The 17364-nt window shown below is 55.1% G+C and carries 12 protein-coding genes; 8 read left to right on the top strand and 4 right to left on the bottom strand.

Annotated elements, in window-relative coordinates:
• Positions 1 to 103: 103 nt before the first annotated feature.
• Genes MLC70_RS17140 through MLC70_RS17130 form a run of 3 tightly spaced genes read left to right on the top strand, consistent with a single transcriptional unit; the run spans position 104 to position 4772 of the window.
• A complete protein-coding gene (locus MLC70_RS17140; protein ID WP_248185562.1) occupies positions 104 to 1288 on the top strand; it encodes an efflux RND transporter periplasmic adaptor subunit in 1185 nt (394 codons plus the stop codon).
• A 14-nt stretch (positions 1289 to 1302) separates the two neighbouring features.
• Positions 1303 to 4410, top strand: a complete 3108-nt coding sequence (locus MLC70_RS17135) for an efflux RND transporter permease subunit (RefSeq protein WP_036208660.1) — start codon at positions 1303 to 1305, stop codon at positions 4408 to 4410.
• 17 nt (positions 4411 to 4427) lie between these two features.
• Positions 4428 to 4772, top strand: coding sequence for a P-II family nitrogen regulator (locus tag MLC70_RS17130; protein ID WP_036208664.1), 345 nt, complete (start codon positions 4428 to 4430; stop codon positions 4770 to 4772).
• Positions 4773 to 4822: 50 nt separating this feature from the next.
• Here the strand turns inward: MLC70_RS17130 and MLC70_RS17125 are convergent, their stop codons facing one another.
• Positions 4823 to 5554 (bottom strand): hypothetical protein, encoded by a 732-nt coding sequence (locus tag MLC70_RS17125; RefSeq protein ID WP_041333833.1) that lies wholly within the window; start codon positions 5552 to 5554, stop codon positions 4823 to 4825.
• A 275-nt stretch (positions 5555 to 5829) separates the two neighbouring features.
• On the opposite strand from MLC70_RS17125, the gene MLC70_RS17120 reads away from it, so the two are divergent.
• From MLC70_RS17120 to MLC70_RS17110, 3 genes are read left to right on the top strand one after another with little or no spacing between them, the layout of a single operon-like run.
• The gene (locus tag MLC70_RS17120) at positions 5830 to 7050 is read left to right on the top strand and encodes a TolC family protein (RefSeq protein WP_248185559.1); all 1221 of its coding nucleotides are present in this window, start codon (positions 5830 to 5832) and stop codon (positions 7048 to 7050) included.
• Between the two features lie 21 nt (positions 7051 to 7071).
• The gene (locus MLC70_RS17115) at positions 7072 to 8355 is read left to right on the top strand and encodes an efflux RND transporter periplasmic adaptor subunit (RefSeq protein WP_104270573.1); all 1284 of its coding nucleotides are present in this window, start codon (positions 7072 to 7074) and stop codon (positions 8353 to 8355) included.
• Positions 8356 to 8369: 14 nt separating this feature from the next.
• On the top strand, positions 8370 to 11567 hold the full coding sequence (locus MLC70_RS17110; protein WP_248185557.1) for an efflux RND transporter permease subunit: 3198 nt from the start codon (positions 8370 to 8372) through the stop codon (positions 11565 to 11567).
• Positions 11568 to 11619: 52 nt separating this feature from the next.
• Here the strand turns inward: MLC70_RS17110 and MLC70_RS17105 are convergent, their stop codons facing one another.
• Both MLC70_RS17105 and MLC70_RS17100 read right to left on the bottom strand, forming a co-directional pair.
• The gene (locus MLC70_RS17105; RefSeq protein WP_248185555.1) at positions 11620 to 12942 is read right to left on the bottom strand and encodes an ATP-binding protein; all 1323 of its coding nucleotides are present in this window, start codon (positions 12940 to 12942) and stop codon (positions 11620 to 11622) included.
• Between the two features lie 25 nt (positions 12943 to 12967).
• Positions 12968 to 13639, bottom strand: coding sequence for a response regulator transcription factor (locus tag MLC70_RS17100; protein WP_008174546.1), 672 nt, complete (start codon positions 13637 to 13639; stop codon positions 12968 to 12970).
• Between the two features lie 234 nt (positions 13640 to 13873).
• Here MLC70_RS17100 and MLC70_RS17095 point away from each other — a divergent pair, with 234 nt between their 5' ends.
• Positions 13874 to 15712 (top strand): copper resistance system multicopper oxidase, encoded by a 1839-nt coding sequence (locus tag MLC70_RS17095; protein WP_050898323.1) that lies wholly within the window; start codon positions 13874 to 13876, stop codon positions 15710 to 15712.
• 11 nt (positions 15713 to 15723) lie between these two features.
• Complete coding sequence (locus MLC70_RS17090) at positions 15724 to 16497, top strand: copper resistance protein B (protein ID WP_063744308.1); 774 nt, start codon at positions 15724 to 15726, stop codon at positions 16495 to 16497.
• A gap of 167 nt (positions 16498 to 16664) precedes the next feature.
• Here the strand turns inward: MLC70_RS17090 and MLC70_RS17085 are convergent, their stop codons facing one another.
• Positions 16665 to 17300 (bottom strand): hypothetical protein, encoded by a 636-nt coding sequence (locus MLC70_RS17085; RefSeq protein WP_248185553.1) that lies wholly within the window; start codon positions 17298 to 17300, stop codon positions 16665 to 16667.
• Positions 17301 to 17364: the final 64 nt, after the last annotated feature.

Below are 17364 nucleotides of genomic sequence, written 5' to 3'. Positions count from 1 at the left end.
GCAAATTGCAGGAAATAGAGCGCAATAAATTGGCCGCTTAAACGCGGTCATTTGGACAACTGGGTTGAAAATCGCCGGTTCTCTAAATATTGAGGGTGAATGAATGATTCGCAATCTGAAGATACTGTTAATAGTTGTCGGCGTTCTGAGCGCACAGCAGGCATACGCTGCCGGAGAAGCCGAGGGTGACCAGCACGAAAATGAAGAAGCCGAGCATGCCGGAGAGGAAAACCAGTCCCGCCAGATCCATCTGACGCCGGAGCAGACAGAGTTACTGTCGATTCAGACTGTGGCGGCTGCCAAGGGGCGCGCTGGCGCAATTGTTACGGCACCTGCCGAGATTCAGTATGTGCCGGACCGCGTGGCCGAGGTTGGTCCGCTGCTGGAGGGAAAACTGACAGGGTTGGCGGTTGATCTGGGGGATCGTGTCAATAAGGGGCAGTTACTGGCAACCCTGAACAGTGTGGAGCTGGCCCGGATTCGCTCCCGGTTAATCTCGCTGGAGGCCCGCAAAGAAGCGGCCGAGTCTGACTACAATCGTGAAAGGGAGTTGCAGGGACAGGGTATTTCCAGTGAAGAAGAGTTCCTGGATGCCAAGGCTGCCTTTCTTGAAACAAAAGCGGAGTACGATTCCGTGCGGGAACAACTGGCGGTTTACGGCAGCGAGTCGTCAGGTGACAGTGGGGGGCTGGCGCAATACGCGCTCCGCTCACCCATTGAGGGGCGTGTCGAGCAGATGCATGTTCGTCTGGGGCAAACGCTGAGTCCGTCGGATACGCCTTTCATCGTGGCGGATGCCTCGGTGTTGTGGGCCATTCTTCAGGTGTCCGAATCCGATATTGACCAGATTTCAACGGGAGACGAGGTTCAGATTTCCTCCAGGGATTCAAGTTCTGACCGGTTTCACAGTGGGCAGGTATCCTGGGTGTCGAGCATGCTCGATGAAAAGACCCGCACCATCCCGGTTCGCGTTGTGCTGGAGTCTCCCAGAGGCGACCTTCGCCCGAATACCTATGCCACGGCCAGAATCATGACGGAATCGGAGGCCTCACTGCCGCTGGTTCCGGATGATGCGGTTCAAACCATTGGCGATGACTCCGTTGTGTTTGTTCCGGGCGATGAGAAAGGGGCTTACAAGGCGGTTCCCGTCACGCTTGGCAAGGAGGCAAACGACTGGATCGAGATCAAGTCCGGCATTAGCGCAAACACGGAAGTGGTTTCAGTAGGCGCTTTTGATCTGATGTCGGCCATTACCGCCAGTGGCCGCAGCGCCGCTCACGGACACTAAACCCCGGGGGGAGCATGATCAACGCAATTGTGAATTATGCGCTGAACAATCGTCTGATGACGCTTGTTTTTGCTATCGCCGTGATCGTTGCCGGCGTATTTTCATTTCAAAAACTGCCGGTGGATGCGTTTCCGGACGCGACGCCGACCATGGTTCAGGTGTTTACCACCAGTCCTGGTCTGTCGCCGGTTGATATCGAAACGCTGATTTCCTATCCCGTTGAGATCAGCATGTATGGAATTCCCAAGCTGGAAAAAGTGCAGAGCACGTCGATTTTCGGGTTGTCGCGGGTGACCATCTATTTCGAAGATGGCACCGATATCTACTTCGCCAGGCGGCTGGTAAACGAACGGCTTTCCGAGGCCAAGCGCCAGATTCCCGAAGGGATGGGGCAGCCGGAACTCGGGCCCATAGCGAGCGGTCTTGGGCGCATCCTGATGTATTCCCTGGAAGCTGAGGATAAGGATCAATACAGCCTGCAGGAAATCCGCACGATCCAGGACTGGATTGTCAAGCCCCAGCTCAGAACCGTTCCGGGTGTAACCGGTGTGCTGTCCATCGGCGGCGAGGTAAAACAGTATCAGGTCAATATCGATGCGCAGAAGCTTCAGGCAAGGAACCTGACAGTGTCTGACGTTCGCGGCGCCCTCACCCAGAATAATCGGAACGTCGGCGCCTCTTTCATTACGCGAGGAGGTGAAGAGTATATAGTTCGCGGCTACGGTTGGGTTAATTCAGGTACCGAGGGCATCGAGGACATCCAGAACATCATTGTGTCCAAGAGTGAGGGAGAGTCTCCTATTTATGTCAGGGATGTGGCAGAGGTTAGCCTTGGACCGGCAATTCGCCGCGGCGCGGAGGTGTCCTCGGGCGAGGAGTCCGTGGGCGGCTACGTGATGAAGCTGATCGGAACCAACACCAGTCAGGTACTCGAGGACGTCAACGCAAAAATCGATGATCTGAACAAGTCACTTCCCGAAGGGCTGAAAATAGAGGCTTATTACTCCCAGGCGGAGTTGGTGGGCAAGGCCATAGGCACTGTCGAGAAAGCATTACTTGAGGGCTCGGTTCTGGTGCTGGTGTTCCTCTATCTGTTCCTCGGAAATATACGTTCCACACTGATCGTGGTGGCGACCTTGCCGTTGTCTGTGCTTTTCGCATTCATTGCGATGCGGATTTCGGGCCTGTCCGCCAATCTGATGAGTCTGGGGGGGCTGGCTATCGGCATCGGTATGATGGTGGACGGCGCCGTTGTGATGATAGAGAACATCTTCCGACATCTGGAAGAACGATCAGAGGAAAAGGTCAGTGTTCTGAGGCTTGTAGGTGAATCTGCCCGGGAAGTGGCTCGTCCGATTGTGTTTGCCATTGGCATCATTATTATCGTTTTTCTGCCGCTGTTTACGCTGCAGGGCGTTGAGGGCAAGCTGTTTTCGCCCATGGCCTACACCATCAGTTTTGCGTTGATCGGTGCGCTGTTACTCGCGTTGACGTTGGTGCCGGTTCTGGCCTCGCTGTCATTCAAGATGGGTGGACAACACAAAGAGCCGAAGCTGGTTCTGTTCCTGAACCGGCTATACAAGCCGGTGGTGAATACTGTCGTCAAAGCCCCTAAAATTGTAATGGGCGTGGCCGTCATTGCCTTTGCCGGCAGTCTCCTGCTGTTTCCCTATCTCGGGAGCGAGTTCGTGCCCACGCTCAGGGAAGGCACGTTCCAGATTCGCTCGACACTGCCTCCTGGAGCCAGTCTTGAATCCGCCATCAAGTATGGCAAACGGATTCAGTCCGTTGTCGATGAATTTCCAGAGGTCACCGGCACCTATGCCAGGATCGGTCGTGCCGAGGTGGGCGGTGATCCTGAACCCGTGAACGTTGTCGCGACGCTCGTCAATCTGAAGCCTCTGGATCAGTGGCGAGAAGATGTGAGCTATGAGGACCTTCAGAGCCGGATTGCGGAGTCTTTGGATGAGCGGGTTCCCGGGCTTGCCAACAATCTGTCACAACCGATTCAGCTCAGAACCGACGAACTCCTCTCAGGCGTTCAGGCGCAACTGGTTGCCAGCATTTTCGGCGACGACCTCGACGAGTTGGGCCGGATCGGCAAGGAAGTGGCGGCCCTGGCGAATGATGTGCCGGGGGCAACGGATGTGCGCGCTCAGCAGAGCGCAGGTAAAAAACAGATCGTTATTCGCCCCGACCGTGAAGTGCTGGCGCAGTTTGGCATCAGCATTGATAACCTGATGAGTACGGTCGAAACCGGGATTGGCGGTAAAGGCGCGGGGCTGGTCTTCGACGGTGTCCGGCGATTTGAGATCTTCGCCCGGCTGCAAGAGTCCTATCGCGGGTCCATCGATGAAATCAGAAAGCTTCCCCTCCGGGGTAATAGTGGCGAGCTCATCCCGCTTTCACGGGTGGCCGATGTTGAAATGTACGCTGGCCCCAAGAAAATTTCGCGCTCCAATGCCAGTCGGCGACAGTACGTGCAGATGAACGTACGTGGTCGCGATATGGGCGGTGTTGTTCAGGATTTGCGCAAGCGGATCGAGGAGCAAGTGGACATGCCGCCGGGGTATTTCGTGGAGTTCGGCGGTCAGTTTGAGAACCAGGAAAGGGCCATGGCGCGGCTGGCGATCGTTGTGCCCATTACCCTGGCGCTTATTTTCCTGCTTCTCTTTTCGGCATTCAGTAGTCTTCGCTATGCGGCGCTGATCTTCATGAATGTGCCCTTTGCGGTTACTGGTGGCATTGTCGCGCTGTTTGTGACGGGGCTTTACCTCTCTGTGCCCGCTGCCGTGGGATTCATCGCGGTGTTCGGCGTAGCCGTACTGAACGGTGTGGTGATGGTGAGCTACATCAATCAGTTGCGGGACGAAGGCTACGAAGTCATTGAAGCAGTCAAGTTGGGTGCTCAACGCCGTTTGCGGCCGGTTCTGATGACCGCCTCTGTGGCTATTCTGGGGCTGATTCCCCTGCTGCTGGCCGATGGCATTGGCTCTAATGTCCAACGGCCACTGGCAACGGTTGTGGTTGGCGGTCTGATCACGTCAACGTTGCTGACGTTGGTAGTGTTGCCCAGCGTGTATCAGTGGTTTGCATCCGAACGTCGTGACGTTGAAGTCTGATAGGCAGGAGAAGGCTTATGTATGAAATAAAGGCTTATGTCAGAGAGGTTATGGCAGAGCATGTGGTTGATGCTCTGGCCAGAGTCAAGGGCGTGACAAGCATTGCTGTCGTGCCTCTCAGCGAATTTGGTCATCTGGTCGGCGATGAGTCGCCTCTGGAGAAAGTGAAGATGGTCAAGCTGGAAGTAGACGTAGCGACCGATGATGTCGCTGGTGAAGTTGTGGAACTCATTGTCAGAACGGGCAGAACCCAGGATGGGCACCCGGGTGACGGCAAGGTACTTGTATCCCGCCTGGTTCGGGCTGTTCGTATCGAGGACGGCGAAACCGGTGAGAGTGCACTGGAGCCTGCTTCAAGCTAGTGCTCTGGAAACTGGATGGCGGTTCTGCGGCTTTTGGTTGCGGGCCGCCATCACAGTTCTATCTCCAGTTCCCAGCGATAGATCATATCGTCTGAGTCCGTAGTGAGGCCAAATGCAACGCCCGCCTGGAGTTCCAGAATACTGGAACCCATTCTGAACTCAGCCAGGATGGCAGGTCCCATCAAATGGTTGTTTTCGGCCCCGTAATACTCCAGCCCTGGCTGAAACGTGTCAGACTTCGTGTAGGCGAACTGTAATGAGCCAGTGGGCTCAAGCTGCTCGTCGTCTTCGCCAAATGAGCGGCTAACCAGAAGGTTCGTCAGGATGCTGTAATGCGCGTATAGCTGTCTCTCGTAAAGTGACCCAAGGGTCACTCCACCGGCTTTTTGGCCATGTTCTTTTGACAGTTCAATGAACAAGCCCGCAGCGCTCTCAGTGTCTTGAAAAAAGTTTCCAATCAGTTCGATTTCGTATTCCTCAAGTGAATACGCTCGCCCCGGTCTCTTGATTGCGTTGAAGTTAAGTTCGGCGCTCAGGCGTTCAGATAGCCCGTAACCCACCTCCCACTGATCGGCACGAAGGTTGTCAATTTCGCTCCCCTCACTGTCCAGAAACGCCCCAACCACTCCGATTTCGAGATCCCCCGCAGTTACCCGGGGGGAGTAAATTTCATCGACTGCGAGCTCTGATTTGACCGTGAGGGGCCATAACAGAACCAGGAAAGCCAGTTTGAGTTTGAATCCGTGGCGCGGTGCGCCTGCGTTATTCGTTGCTCGAGACATAGATCACCTTGAAGAAGTGACGGAAAGTAAGGGGCATCGAATGACAGGCTATTGATCTGAGCGCTACAGAAACATAAGTCTTTGGTACTCATTTTGTCCGTCAAAAGGACAGTCCGGGAATGCTGGTGGAGTTGGAGGGCGGTTTCTTTTGTGGATGACGCTTCGAATTCAAGTTCATTTCAACCTTTTCACTTACTATCCTGGCCTGTTCCTACCTTGTCATGGACGCCTCGCGCCCATGAATTGTGGCTATTTACCCCTTCGGGAGAAAGTCGATGAAGGCAAGCAAGCACTCGCCCAGAGCGTTGCTGTGTTCAGTACTATTGTCCATTCCTCTGTTCGGTCAAGCGGAGACTGTGAATTGGACAAATTGGCTCACTGGCCAGATAAGCAAACATCCGGATGTTATGGCGGCGACAGAGCAGGCGGCAGCCCGGAATCAGGATGCTGAGGCAAGCGAACAACCGCTGTATAACCCGGAGCTGTCTGTTGGAGCAGACAGAACGGGCAGTGAAAACAACTTTGAGGCAGGGCTGTCACAAACGATCGATTGGTCTGATCAACAGGGTGCGCTAAAGGACAAGGCAAAGCTGATCAGGCTTTCCGCTGAAGCTGATTTGAACGAAGCGGTTTTGGCACAAACGTCCGAGTCGCTGTTTGCGCTTGTCGAGTGGCGCGCGGCGACGCGTGCCGAAGAAATTGCGGAATCCCAGCAACACCGTCTGGATGCCTTGCTGGAGCAGGTTGAGCAACGCCAGCAGGCGGGCGACCTGGGTCGTACCGATGCAGAGCTGCTTTTTTTAAGCCTTTCTCAGCAGCTCAGTGAACTCGCCCAGGCAAAGGCTGCGGTTGATCAGGCGCAAGCCCGGGTCAGAGAGCTTCTGCCGGATTGGCGGCCTCAGGATGGGGGGATCCCCGGGCACATTTGGCCGGCTCTTGCTTCCAGGGTCGATAACGACAATTTGCTGGCTCATCCGTCAATTGTTGCCGCCCGCGCGAGGTGGCAGGTGCTGCGGAGCGAAGCCGAGGTGGTCAGTCGCAGAGCGACGGCATCTCCCACGGTCGGGCTGAGCGGAGGGCGTGATGGCGGTGAGAACCTGGTTGGCCTGACGTTCTCGATCCCTCTGAATGTCCGTAATAACTACGGTGCCGAAATCCAGGCTGCCAACCGACGATCATTAGAGGCCGAAGCTCGGTTTCAGGCACTTTATCGGAAGCAGCAGTATGGTCTGGCGGGCGCCCGAGCTGCCTGGAAGCGATACGACACCCAACTCAGCCGATGGACAGAACTCTCCCAGGGGCGTGTACAGCGAAGTGCTGATTTGCTTGAGAAGCAGTGGCAGGTCGGCGACCTCTCCACCTCTGAGTATCTCCAGGCGCTGGGCCAGCGCGCGGAGAGCCTGAAAACCGGTATTGAACTGGAAAAGCTGGCGCAACTGGGTCTGATTGAGCTCTTGAGTCAGTCTGGCGAACTGATCACCCTCTTCCAATACTAGTCTGGAAACTGGATATTCATTATGAAAAAAACTCTGATTTCTGTATTCGCATTGACGTTGCTTACAGCCCCACTTTCTTTTGTACAGGCAGAGGAAGATGCTCATCAGGAAGCCGGTCATGATCATGCTGCCAGTGGCGACGATCATCAGGAAGTCACCGGTGAGGAGGGCGAGTATAAGGAAGATCATGGTGAAGAAGGTGAGCATGAGGAGGAAGGTGAGCATGAGGAGGAAGGTGATCATGAAGAGGAAGGGGGGCACGGCCACGAAGACGAGAACGGTGGCCATGAAGAAGCGGCCACCGCAAGCATCAATGCCAAACAGAAAGAGCTCGCCGGCATTGAAGTAGCAACCCTCGAAAGCAAGCACGTTGACTATGAAATCTACGCTCCCGGTGAGCTGCTGACCAACGGCTATACCAGCTATCACGTGTCCCCCCGGGTTGCCTCAGTGGTGCTGCGGCGTCACGTGGAACTGGGTGAGCACGTAACCAAGGGCCAGCCGCTGGTAACCCTGTTCAGTGAGACGGTGGCACAGGCGCAGGCGGATTACAGGAAAGCTTTTCCTGAATGGAAGCGAATCAGCGGGCTGGGTCGTTCCGTGGTTGGCGATCAGCGGTTCAATACAGCGAAAGCCAACATTGAAGCAGCAAGGGCGACTCTGCTTGCTTACGGGCTGAACGATGATGACATTGGTGCGTTGAAGGCCAGCGGGGTGGATAGTCTCGGTGAATACATGCTCAGGGCTCGCGTGGATGGTGCAGTACTGACCGATGAGTTTGAGCAAGGACAAAGAGTTGAGGCTGGCCAGCCGCTGGTGACTCTTGCTGATGAGAGTGAGCTTTGGGTAGAAGCCCATCTGCCAGCAAGCTCCGACATTGTTCTAGAGAAGGGCGCGGAAGCCGAAGTCAGGGCAGCGGGTCGTGTGGGCGTGGCAACGGTGTCCCAGGAAGCCCACACCATTGATCCTGTGACCCGCACGCGGATTGTCAGGCTGGAGCTGGACAATCCTGAAGATCGTTTTCATCCAGGAATGTTCGCAGATGTGTATTTTCGTTTTAAGACCAGCGAGCCGGTGCTTGCCGTGCCGGAGACTGCATTGATGCGTGGCGCGGACGGCGACTGGACGGTCTATGTGGAAGAGGCCGAAGGCGAGTATGAACCCGTGGAAGTGGAACTGGGCCGCTCAATTGGCGGGCTCCGTGAGGTTTCCGGCCTGGCTGCGGGCCAACGAGTCGTTTTGCGGGGCGCATTTTTTGTGGCCTCTGAGATTGCCAAAGGCGGCTTTGATCCGCACAACCACTGATTCCGGGAGCCATTATGTTCAACCGAGTTGTCGACTGGGCGGTTCAGAACCGCCTGTTGGTTCTTATTGCGCTTGCAGTGCTTATCGCCACGGCCGCGTTTCAGATACCAAAACTGAATCTTGATGCTTTCCCCGACGTTACAAACGTCCAGGTCGCTGTTAATACAGAGGCGCCCGGACTTGCGGCTGAGGAAGTCGAGCAGCTGATCACCTATCCCATTGAAGCGGTGATGTATGCGTTGCCGGATGTTGAGGAGGTTCGGTCCATCTCCAAAACCGGGTTGTCTGGTGTCACCGTGGTCTTTAAAGAGGGCACGGATATCTATTTCGCGCGCCAACTGGTTTTCGAGCGGTTGCAGGCCGCGCGGGAGCTGATTCCGGACGGGGTCGGGGTGCCTGAAATGGGGCCGAATACGTCCGGTCTTGGCCAGGTCTACCAGTACTTGCTGATAGCGGACCCGGATTCGGGGTACGACGCAATGGAATTGCGCAGCTTGCACGACTGGCTGGTCAAACTGTTGCTGATACCGGCTGAAGGGGTTACGGAAATCCTGTCGTTTGGCGGAGAGGTCCGCCAGTACCAGGTTAACCTGAACCCGGCGCGAATGCTGTCCTATGACTTATCACAGAACGATGTCATGGAAGCCCTGGAGAACAACAACTCCAATGTTGGGGGCTGGTATATGGGCCGCGGGCAGGAGCAGTTGGTTATTCGCGGTATGGGCTGGCTGGGTAATGGCGAGCAGGGGCTCGAGCAGATCCGTCAGGTGCCCGTTAAAACCAGTGATGGCATTACAGTGACAGTGAACGATGTCGCCGAGGTAGCGCTGGGCACTGAAATTCGCCAGGGTGCGGTAACCATGACCCGGAAGGATGAAGCCGGTCAGGTTGAACAACTGGGTGAAGTGGTTTCTGGCATTGTACTCAAACGAATGGGGGCCAACACAAAAGCCACCATCGACGGCATCGAGGCCCGCATTGATCGCATAAATCAGGCGCTTCCGAGTGGGGTTCGTTTTGAGCCCTATTACAACCAGGCGGATCTGGTGACCAAGGCCGTAGAGACGGTGACCAATGCGCTTCTGTTGGCTTTTGTGTTTATTGCGATCGTGCTTGCCCTGTTCCTGATGAATCTGCGGGCAACAACGCTGGTGCTGCTTTCAATACCGATTTCCATCGGGATTGCCCTGATGATCATGGCCTGGTTCGGTCTCTCGGCCAACCTGATGTCTCTGGGCGGTATTGCTGTGGCAATCGGCATGCTGGTGGATGGCTCTGTTGTTATGGTTGAGAACATGTTCAAGCATCTGACCCATCCTGATGCTAAGCATGACGACCATCGGGATGAGTTGGCTGGAGATGACCCCGATCCATTGGACGCGTCACACGATGATCATGGCATTGCCCTTCGTCTCCAGGAAGCCGGCCGGGAAGTGGCACGGCCGATTTTTTTCGCGACGGCGATTATCCTGGTCGTTTTCATGCCTCTGTTCAGCTTCGAAGGTGTGGAAGCCAAGCTGTTCCAGCCAATGGCAATCAGCATCATGCTGGCTATCGTGTCGGCGGTGATCGTCGCTCTGGTGGTTGTACCCGCGCTGGCGTCATACATGTTCTGTAAGGGTATCCGGGAGCGGGAAAGCTTCATTCTAAAACCCCTGGAAAAGCTCTATCGCATGGGGCTTGCCTGGTCACTGAAGCATAGCCGCGTGGTTGTTGGCGCGGCGGCGGTTCTTGTTGTACTGGCGGCGCTGATTGTTCCACGACTGGGCACGGAGTTCGTGCCTGAACTGGAAGAGGGCACGATTAACCTCCGGGTGACCCTGGCCCCTTCATCAAGCCTCGATACGGCGCTTGAAGTGGCGCCGAAACTGGAGGCCATGCTGATGGAGTTTCCAGAGGTGACCTACGCGCTGTCCCGGGCGGGCCGACCGGAAATAGGCGGCGATCCGGAGCCCGTCAACAACATCGAAATCTACATTGGCCTCAAGCCAACAGCCGAGTGGACCAGCGCCAGTAATCGCTATGAATTGCAGGCCCTGTTTGAGGCGAAGCTCGAACAGCACCCGGGGCTACTGTTTAACTTTTCTCAGCCTATTGCAACTCGGGTTGACGAATTGTTGTCTGGTGTCCGCGCGCAGTTGGCCATCAAACTCTTTGGCCCGGATCTCAAGGTGCTGGCCGAGAAAGGCCAACAGATCGAAGCGGCGGTCCGAACTGTTCAGGGGACCCGGGACGTGGCCATGGAGCAGATTGCCGGTGAAGCGCAGTTGGTGGTTCAGCCAGACCGTCAGGCACTTTCCCGGTACGGACTCGCCGTGTCTGATGTGATGAGTGTCGTCCGGGACGGACTGGGTGGTGCCGCCGCGGGCCAGATCATCAACGGAAATGAGCGGTACGATATCTATGTGCGCCTGGCCAAACGTTTCCGGGAAGACCGGGATGCCATTGCTGATCTCAGGTTGCAGGCGCCTTCCGGAGCCTGGGTGAGACTCGGTGATGTGGCCGATGTGTCTATTGAGTCCGGCCCGCCCCAGGTGCGCCGCGACGACGTTCAGCGCCGTGTGGTCATTCAGTCCAATGTGCAGGGTCGTGACATGGGCAGTGTGGTTGTCGATATTCAGGATACCATCGCGTCAGAAGTGAACCTTCCCCCCGGCTATTCGGTGGATATTGGTGGTCAGTTCGAAAACCAGCAGCGAGCTCAGAAACGATTGACCATTGTGGTACCTGTATCTCTGGGGCTGATTGCGCTGTTGCTCTACTTCGCTTTCAGTTCGGTTGGTCAAGCGCTGTTGATTCTGGTCAACGTGCCGCTTGCCGTAATTGGTGGTGTCTTTTCGCTCTGGGTCTCCGGCCAGTATCTTTCAGTGCCCAGTTCCGTTGGATTTATCACACTGTTTGGTGTGGCGGTGCTTAACGGGGTCGTTATGGTCGAAAGCATCAATCAGCGAATACAGGATGGGTTGAACGTGGATACCGCGGTGTTTGAAGGTGCCGTCTCCCGTTTACGTCCTGTCTTGATGACAGCAATAACCTCGGCGCTCGGCTTGATACCGATGCTGTTGTCGACGGGCGTGGGAGCGGAAATCCAGAAGCCACTGGCCAGCGTGATTGTTGGTGGTCTCGTGACTGCAACTTTCCTGACACTCTTTGTTTTGCCGGTTCTGTTCGGTCGCTTTTCAAGAGCCAAGGTGAGTGATATCCAACGGTAAAAAATGGGAGAAGCCGCGCTGCGTCATCGACGGTTGCCTTTCTGGAGGTTTTCTAATCCGGAAGTGGCAGTAGAATGACAATGCTGGCTCCTCCGTTTTTTGAGGTACCCATGTTCATCTGTCCGAGGTTGTCTTCGACAATCTCGGACACGATGGACAATCCGAGCCCAAAACCGGCGACCGTTTCATCCAGCCTGGCACCCCTGTTCATGACAGTGGCTGCCGCCTCGGGAGAAATTCCGGGGCCATCGTCCGCTACTTCTATGGAGAGTCCTGATGACGTGCGGGCGATTGTAACGTCGACGGTTGTCTGGCACCACTTCCCGCCATTTTCGAGTAAATTGCCAAGTAGCTCTGAAAGATCCTGTCGCTCCATTGGCCAGCTGAAGTTTTCAGGTAAGTTGGTGTGGAGGCGAAAAACCGTGTCAGGGAAGATTTTTTCCATAACGGTGATGACACTTGCCGTGATTTCAACCGGCATGCACGTCCGTCCCATCTGTCTGCCTGATATGTCTGCTTTGCTCATCCGGTATTTCAGGGATTTGTCAAGCTCCCGCAAGTTAGAGGCCATAAACACAACATCCTCCCGGGACGGAGGCAAGGTATCGATATCCGACAAAATGGCAAGATTGGCAGAAATAGAGGTTTTGACCAGGTGAGAGAGATCGGAATTCAGGCGGCGGTGGCGGTCCAGCCGCCGGTTTGACAGCTCGAGCAAATCATTGAGCTGCCGGATCAGCGGACGAAACTCTTCCGGCACGTGAGGGTTCAGACGACTTTGTTTCCCGGATTGGAGCCGTCTCAGGTCCTCTTTTATCCTACTGATGGGCTTTAACGTCAGATGTGTGGTGGTTCCAATCAGTGCCAGCAGTATCGCCAGAAGAACGGCCGAGGCACCGAGCAATGTCAGGTGGGCCTTCAGCGGTCGTTCAGAGAGCGCCCCCTCGGTTTCAAGAACGGTGATTGAGGCCAGCTTTCCAGTAGCAGTGAACGTACGTCTAAGCCCAAAAAGCGTGTTCGCGCCCTGCGCTATGTGAATAAAACCCTCGGGCTTATCCACAACGCCCTGCATTTGGCTCAGGTCAAAGTTGTTGCTCGTCAGGACGCTCCCGCCTGCCGTTTCGATGATGATGGCATGCCCCAGAAGCATTTCAAACTGATGGATCATGTTCCTGAGGTCGTCAGTTGTCGGGGACTCGGCTTCAATGATTGCCTGAAAGTTTTCCAGCTCTTTACTCAGGTGTTGTTTCCTGGACTCGTCCGATAGTTGTTTTATCACGTAGGCATGTGAAAAGAATATCAGGGTGAAATAGACGAGGCTGAAAACAGCCCCATACTGAATGGCTGTTCTTCGGATACTCTTTGGAGCTGGCATATGTTGACCTGGTTCGTTCGGGCGTTCAGCCAGTAGGATCTTTTTCGAAGAGGTAGCCCTGGCCACGCAAAGTCTTGATTTTATTGCCCCCTATTATTTTTCTGAGCCTGGCTATATAGACCTGAACAACATTCCTGGTGGGACATCTTTCAATGTTGTAGAGGGTTTCAACCAGTTCATCCTGTGAAAATACCCTGTCTGGTGAACGCAGGAAACACTGCAAAAGGCGGAATTCAGTGGCTGTCAGTCTGAACTCTTTCTGGTCGGGCGTGGTCAGCGTTCGGTAGCTGGCGTTGAGACGAAATCCGTCGACACTGATTTGATCTGTTGTTCTGCCATCCTTCCTTCGGATAATTGCATTGAGCCGGGCTTTCAGTTCATCAAACTCAAACGGTTTGGGAAGGTAATCGTCGGCACCCGCGTTCAACCCTTCTACTCTCTCAGTCCAGTTGGAGCGTGCGGTCAGAATAAGGATGGCCTCTTTTTTCCCGTTTTTTCTCCATCTTTGCATTAAAGACAGTCCATTTTCATCGGGCAGTCCGATATCGAGAATAACGGCCTGGTAGGAGCTTGTTTCAATCAACGAGTCTGCTTCTTTGCCGGTTTTGGCGACATCGACTGTGTAGTGCGCCTGCGCAAGCCAGTCCGATATTTTTTTGGCAAGTACCGCATTGTCCTCAACAATCAGAATTTTCATTTGTAAGCGCCGTTTTTCGTGGTGGGAAAGTTTCGCCAGTCTGCCATGGATTGTACCAGTAACGGCAACTCCCCAGAAAAACAGCAACCCGTTAAAAATGGGGGGTTACCGGTCGACTTTTCAGTTTGATTTCAGTTGCACCGGGTAGCATCAATAATCGAGTCACGAACGCAAGAAGCTGTATATACATGGTTTTAGGAGCAACCTATGAGCGATAGACATTTCTATGCAGGTATGTCCAGGCGGCGCCTTATCCAAGGAGCTGCCACGATGGGACTTCTTGCCGGTTTCGACAGCTTGTTGCCGGCCTATGCTAGAGGACAACTGGACAACACGAACGCATTTCACACCGTGCGTAATGGCGCTGACATCTACGACCTGACCGTCGCGAGAACACCTCTCAAGATAGGGGGCACAGTCTCGGAACAGCCCATCACCATCAACGGCACTCTGCCAGCGCCTCTGGTGCGCCTCAAACAGGGGCGCGAGGCAATCTTGCGTGTCACCAATACGCTACCGGAGGCAACATCCATTCACTGGCACGGTCTGATTCTGCCGTACCAGATGGATGGCGTTCCTGGCGTCAGCTTTCCCGGCATCATGCCCGGCGAAACGTTTGAGTACCGTTTTCCGGTCGAACAGCACGGCACCTACTGGTACCACAGCCACTCTGGCCTTCAGGAACAGCTGGGCCATTATGGGCCGATTATCATTGATCCTGCCGAGCCGGAATCGGTGGCCTATGACCGCGAATACGTTGTGGTTCTATCTGACTGGACCTTTGACTCTCCCGAGGACGTATTCCGCAACCTGAAAGTGGCAGAGGGCTACTATAACTACAACCAGCGCACCGTTAGCGACTTCTTCAAGGATGTTGAAACCATGGGCTGGGATGCTGCGTGGAGCAAAGCCGGCATGTGGGGCAGAATGCGAATGAGCCCCCGGGATATTCTGGATGTAACCGCTTCTGAATATACCTACCTGATGAACGGATCGCCTTCTGCCAGTAACTGGACCGGGCTGTTCCGTCCCGGCGAGAAAATTCGCCTGAGATTCATCAATGCCTCGGCGATGACCTTCTTTGATGTCCGTGTCCCGGGCCTCCCGATGACGGTTATTTCCGCTGACGGCCAACCAGTGCAACCCGTTGAAACGGATGAATTCCGCATTGGCGTGGCGGAAACCTACGACGTGATTGTACAGCCAACCGACACGGCTCACACCGTGTTTGCCCAGTCACAGGATCGGTCGGGGTATGTGCGCGGAACGTTAGCCACCCGCAAGGGAATGGAGGCGCCAGTACCGCCCATGTATCCGCGAACCGAGCGCGGTATGGCCGCCATGGGCATGGGCGCGATGAGCATGGGCGCCATGGGCAAGGACGGCGATATGAACATGGACAGCGGCATGGACATGGGTGGCAAGATGGAAATGATGTCAGGCAGCAACGACAAAGCCCATGGCCAAATGATGATGAATGGCGCCGACTCGGGAATGAACAAGATGAGCTCGGACAAAGCAACGATGAATGAGGTCCCGACGGCGGGTCGGCCGATATCCCATGGCCCTGATAATCACGGTCCCGGGGCGGCCATGGTGGCTTCCAGCCCGCAATCGCGTCTGGATGACCCTGGTGTAGGCTTTGAAACAGCCAACCATCGGGTGCTGACTTATTCCCAGTTGCAGAGCATTGAGGGCTGGCCCGACAAGCGCCCGGCCGAACGCGAGGTGGAACTGCACCTTACCGGCAATATGGAACGTTACATGTGGTCGTTCGACGGCAAAAAGTTCTCTGAAGTCGATGGCCCGGTCAAGTTCTACCATGGCGAGCGCCTGCGATTGATCCTCGTCAACGACTCGATGATGGATCACCCCATTCACCTGCATGGCATGTGGATGGAACTGGAAACCGGTGCAGGTGAATATCGTCCACGCAAACACACGATTTCCGTCAAACCCGGCGAGCGTGTATCCGCGCTGATCACAGCGGATGCACCGGGTGACTGGGCTTTCCATTGCCACCTTCTGTACCACATGGACGCAGGCATGTTTCGTGTCGTGTCGGTCGTTTAACGGGATAGGGGATGAACATTATGATGAATCGCATCAAGTGGGTTGTGGGTGCCTCAGCCTTAACGCTTGCCTCGGGAGCCGGCGCCGCCGGTACTGGCGTTCAGGCCGAACCGGACTGGACGCTGCCGATACACGACAACCAGGTGTTTGGCCAGGTTCTGTTTGACCGGATGGAATACCAGCGTGACGGCGACAACGAATTGGCCCTGTGGGACGCCCAGGCCTGGATTGGTAAAGATCGCAATCGGCTCTGGGTCGAAACGGAAGGTGAGACTGATCTATCCAGCGACAGCGGCGACATCGAAAATTTTGATGTGCAGTACAGCTATCGCTTCGATCGCTTCTGGGATATACAGACAGGATTGGGTGCCCAGACAACGTTTGGCCCCAGCCCTAATAAGGAGCGCTATTCGGCCATTGTTGGATTGCAGGGACTTGCCCCCTACTGGTTTGAGGTAGACACAAATCTCCGAGTCACCGACGACGGTGACGTGTCATACGATCTTGAAGCCGAGTACGACTGGCTGCTGACCCAAAGGCTCATTTTGCAGGGCCGCGGCGAAACGCTCGTTGCCTTCAGCGATGTTGAGGAGTGGGGCGTCGGTAGTGGCATCAATAATGTGGGCCTGGGGCTCCGTCTGAGATACCACTTTTCGAGGGAGTTTGCGCCCTACGTGGGTGTTTCTTACACCCGCTTTCTGGGCAACACAGAGGACCTTCGTGAGCGCGAGGGGGAAGACGTCGAGTCCTCCAGCTTCGTGGCGGGCGTCCGGTGGTGGTTTTAGTACGATAATGCCCAGTAGAAAAGGCTGGCCCCTTTGCGTGGGTCAGCTAGTGTCCTCATTTGGAGGATTTCGTCAAAATCATTGCCGACCTTCCGCATGTTCGGCTCAATGACAAACGGCCGGACTAAGGCCCGGCCGTTGTATCAGATCATGAAATTACACGTTGATCAGTAACTGATATTGACCATAGCTACGACCTTATAGGTATCCTCCGGGTCATCTCCGTAGAAGTCTCCCATGAAACCGTAAGAACCGCGGAGGCTGATGTCATACACGCCGGCAAACTTTTTACCAAGCTGAGCAGCGACTTCAGTACCAAGGGTTGAGCCGTTGGCCTGAGCAGCGCTGTCGGGCGCGTCGTCGGCAGCCCGGAAGTATCCTGTGCCGTACTTCAGGTAGTAGTCGTTGGAAAGTTCCTGATCACCCGAGACTATCAGCCCCATCAGACCGTATCCCTGGTAAGCTGCGTCATAAACTGACTTGGCCCCCTGGGAACCATTGTTGTAGTAGTAGTCTGTTCCGAAGATTTGCAGATTGCTGCTATTCAGCTCCCAGCCTGACTTGTTTGCCGCGAAGCGATCTGCACCATTGCTGCTGTCATCAGCCGGAATGTAGATGCCGTGAATCTTGAGGCTTGCGTTGCCCCAATGCCTCTGGGCATACAGATTCAACATGTACGTGTCGCCATCTGTTGCGTCAGAGTCACGCCCGGACGACTTTTTGTAAAGTACCGAGCCGCTATAGGCCATTTTGTTAAAGGTAAAATCGGCGTAGGCACCGAAATAGTTGTTGTTAGTGGCCAATTAAAATGACCCACTACTGGCCATTTATTTTGACCCACCCCCGGGTGGCCGTCAGGCCACAGAA

Source organism: Marinobacter goseongensis, assembly GCF_023156235.1.
Lineage (GTDB): Bacteria > Pseudomonadota > Gammaproteobacteria > Pseudomonadales > Oleiphilaceae > Marinobacter > Marinobacter goseongensis.
The sequence above is the reverse complement of the archived record's forward strand: the minus strand, read 5'-3'. Positions and strand labels throughout refer to the sequence as shown.

Bases quoted from the DNA above. Each gene is read 5' to 3' on its own strand.
- MLC70_RS17110 (WP_248185557.1), top strand. From the start codon at position 8,370: ATGTTCAACCGAGTTGTCGACTGGGCGGTTCAGAACCGCCTGTTGGTT.
- MLC70_RS17095 (WP_050898323.1), top strand. From the start codon at position 13,874: ATGTCCAGGCGGCGCCTTATCCAAGGAGCTGCCACGATGGGACTTCTT.
- MLC70_RS17135 (WP_036208660.1), top strand. From the start codon at position 1,303: ATGATCAACGCAATTGTGAATTATGCGCTGAACAATCGTCTGATGACG.
- MLC70_RS17090 (WP_063744308.1), top strand. From the start codon at position 15,724: ATGAACATTATGATGAATCGCATCAAGTGGGTTGTGGGTGCCTCAGCC.
- MLC70_RS17115 (WP_104270573.1), top strand. From the start codon at position 7,072: ATGAAAAAAACTCTGATTTCTGTATTCGCATTGACGTTGCTTACAGCC.
- MLC70_RS17130 (WP_036208664.1), top strand. From the start codon at position 4,428: ATGTATGAAATAAAGGCTTATGTCAGAGAGGTTATGGCAGAGCATGTG.
- MLC70_RS17105 (WP_248185555.1), bottom strand. From the start codon at position 12,942: ATGCCAGCTCCAAAGAGTATCCGAAGAACAGCCATTCAGTATGGGGCT.
- MLC70_RS17100 (WP_008174546.1), bottom strand. From the start codon at position 13,639: ATGAAAATTCTGATTGTTGAGGACAATGCGGTACTTGCCAAAAAAATA.
- MLC70_RS17120 (WP_248185559.1), top strand. From the start codon at position 5,830: ATGAAGGCAAGCAAGCACTCGCCCAGAGCGTTGCTGTGTTCAGTACTA.
- MLC70_RS17125 (WP_041333833.1), bottom strand. From the start codon at position 5,554: ATGTCTCGAGCAACGAATAACGCAGGCGCACCGCGCCACGGATTCAAA.
- MLC70_RS17140 (WP_248185562.1), top strand. From the start codon at position 104: ATGATTCGCAATCTGAAGATACTGTTAATAGTTGTCGGCGTTCTGAGC.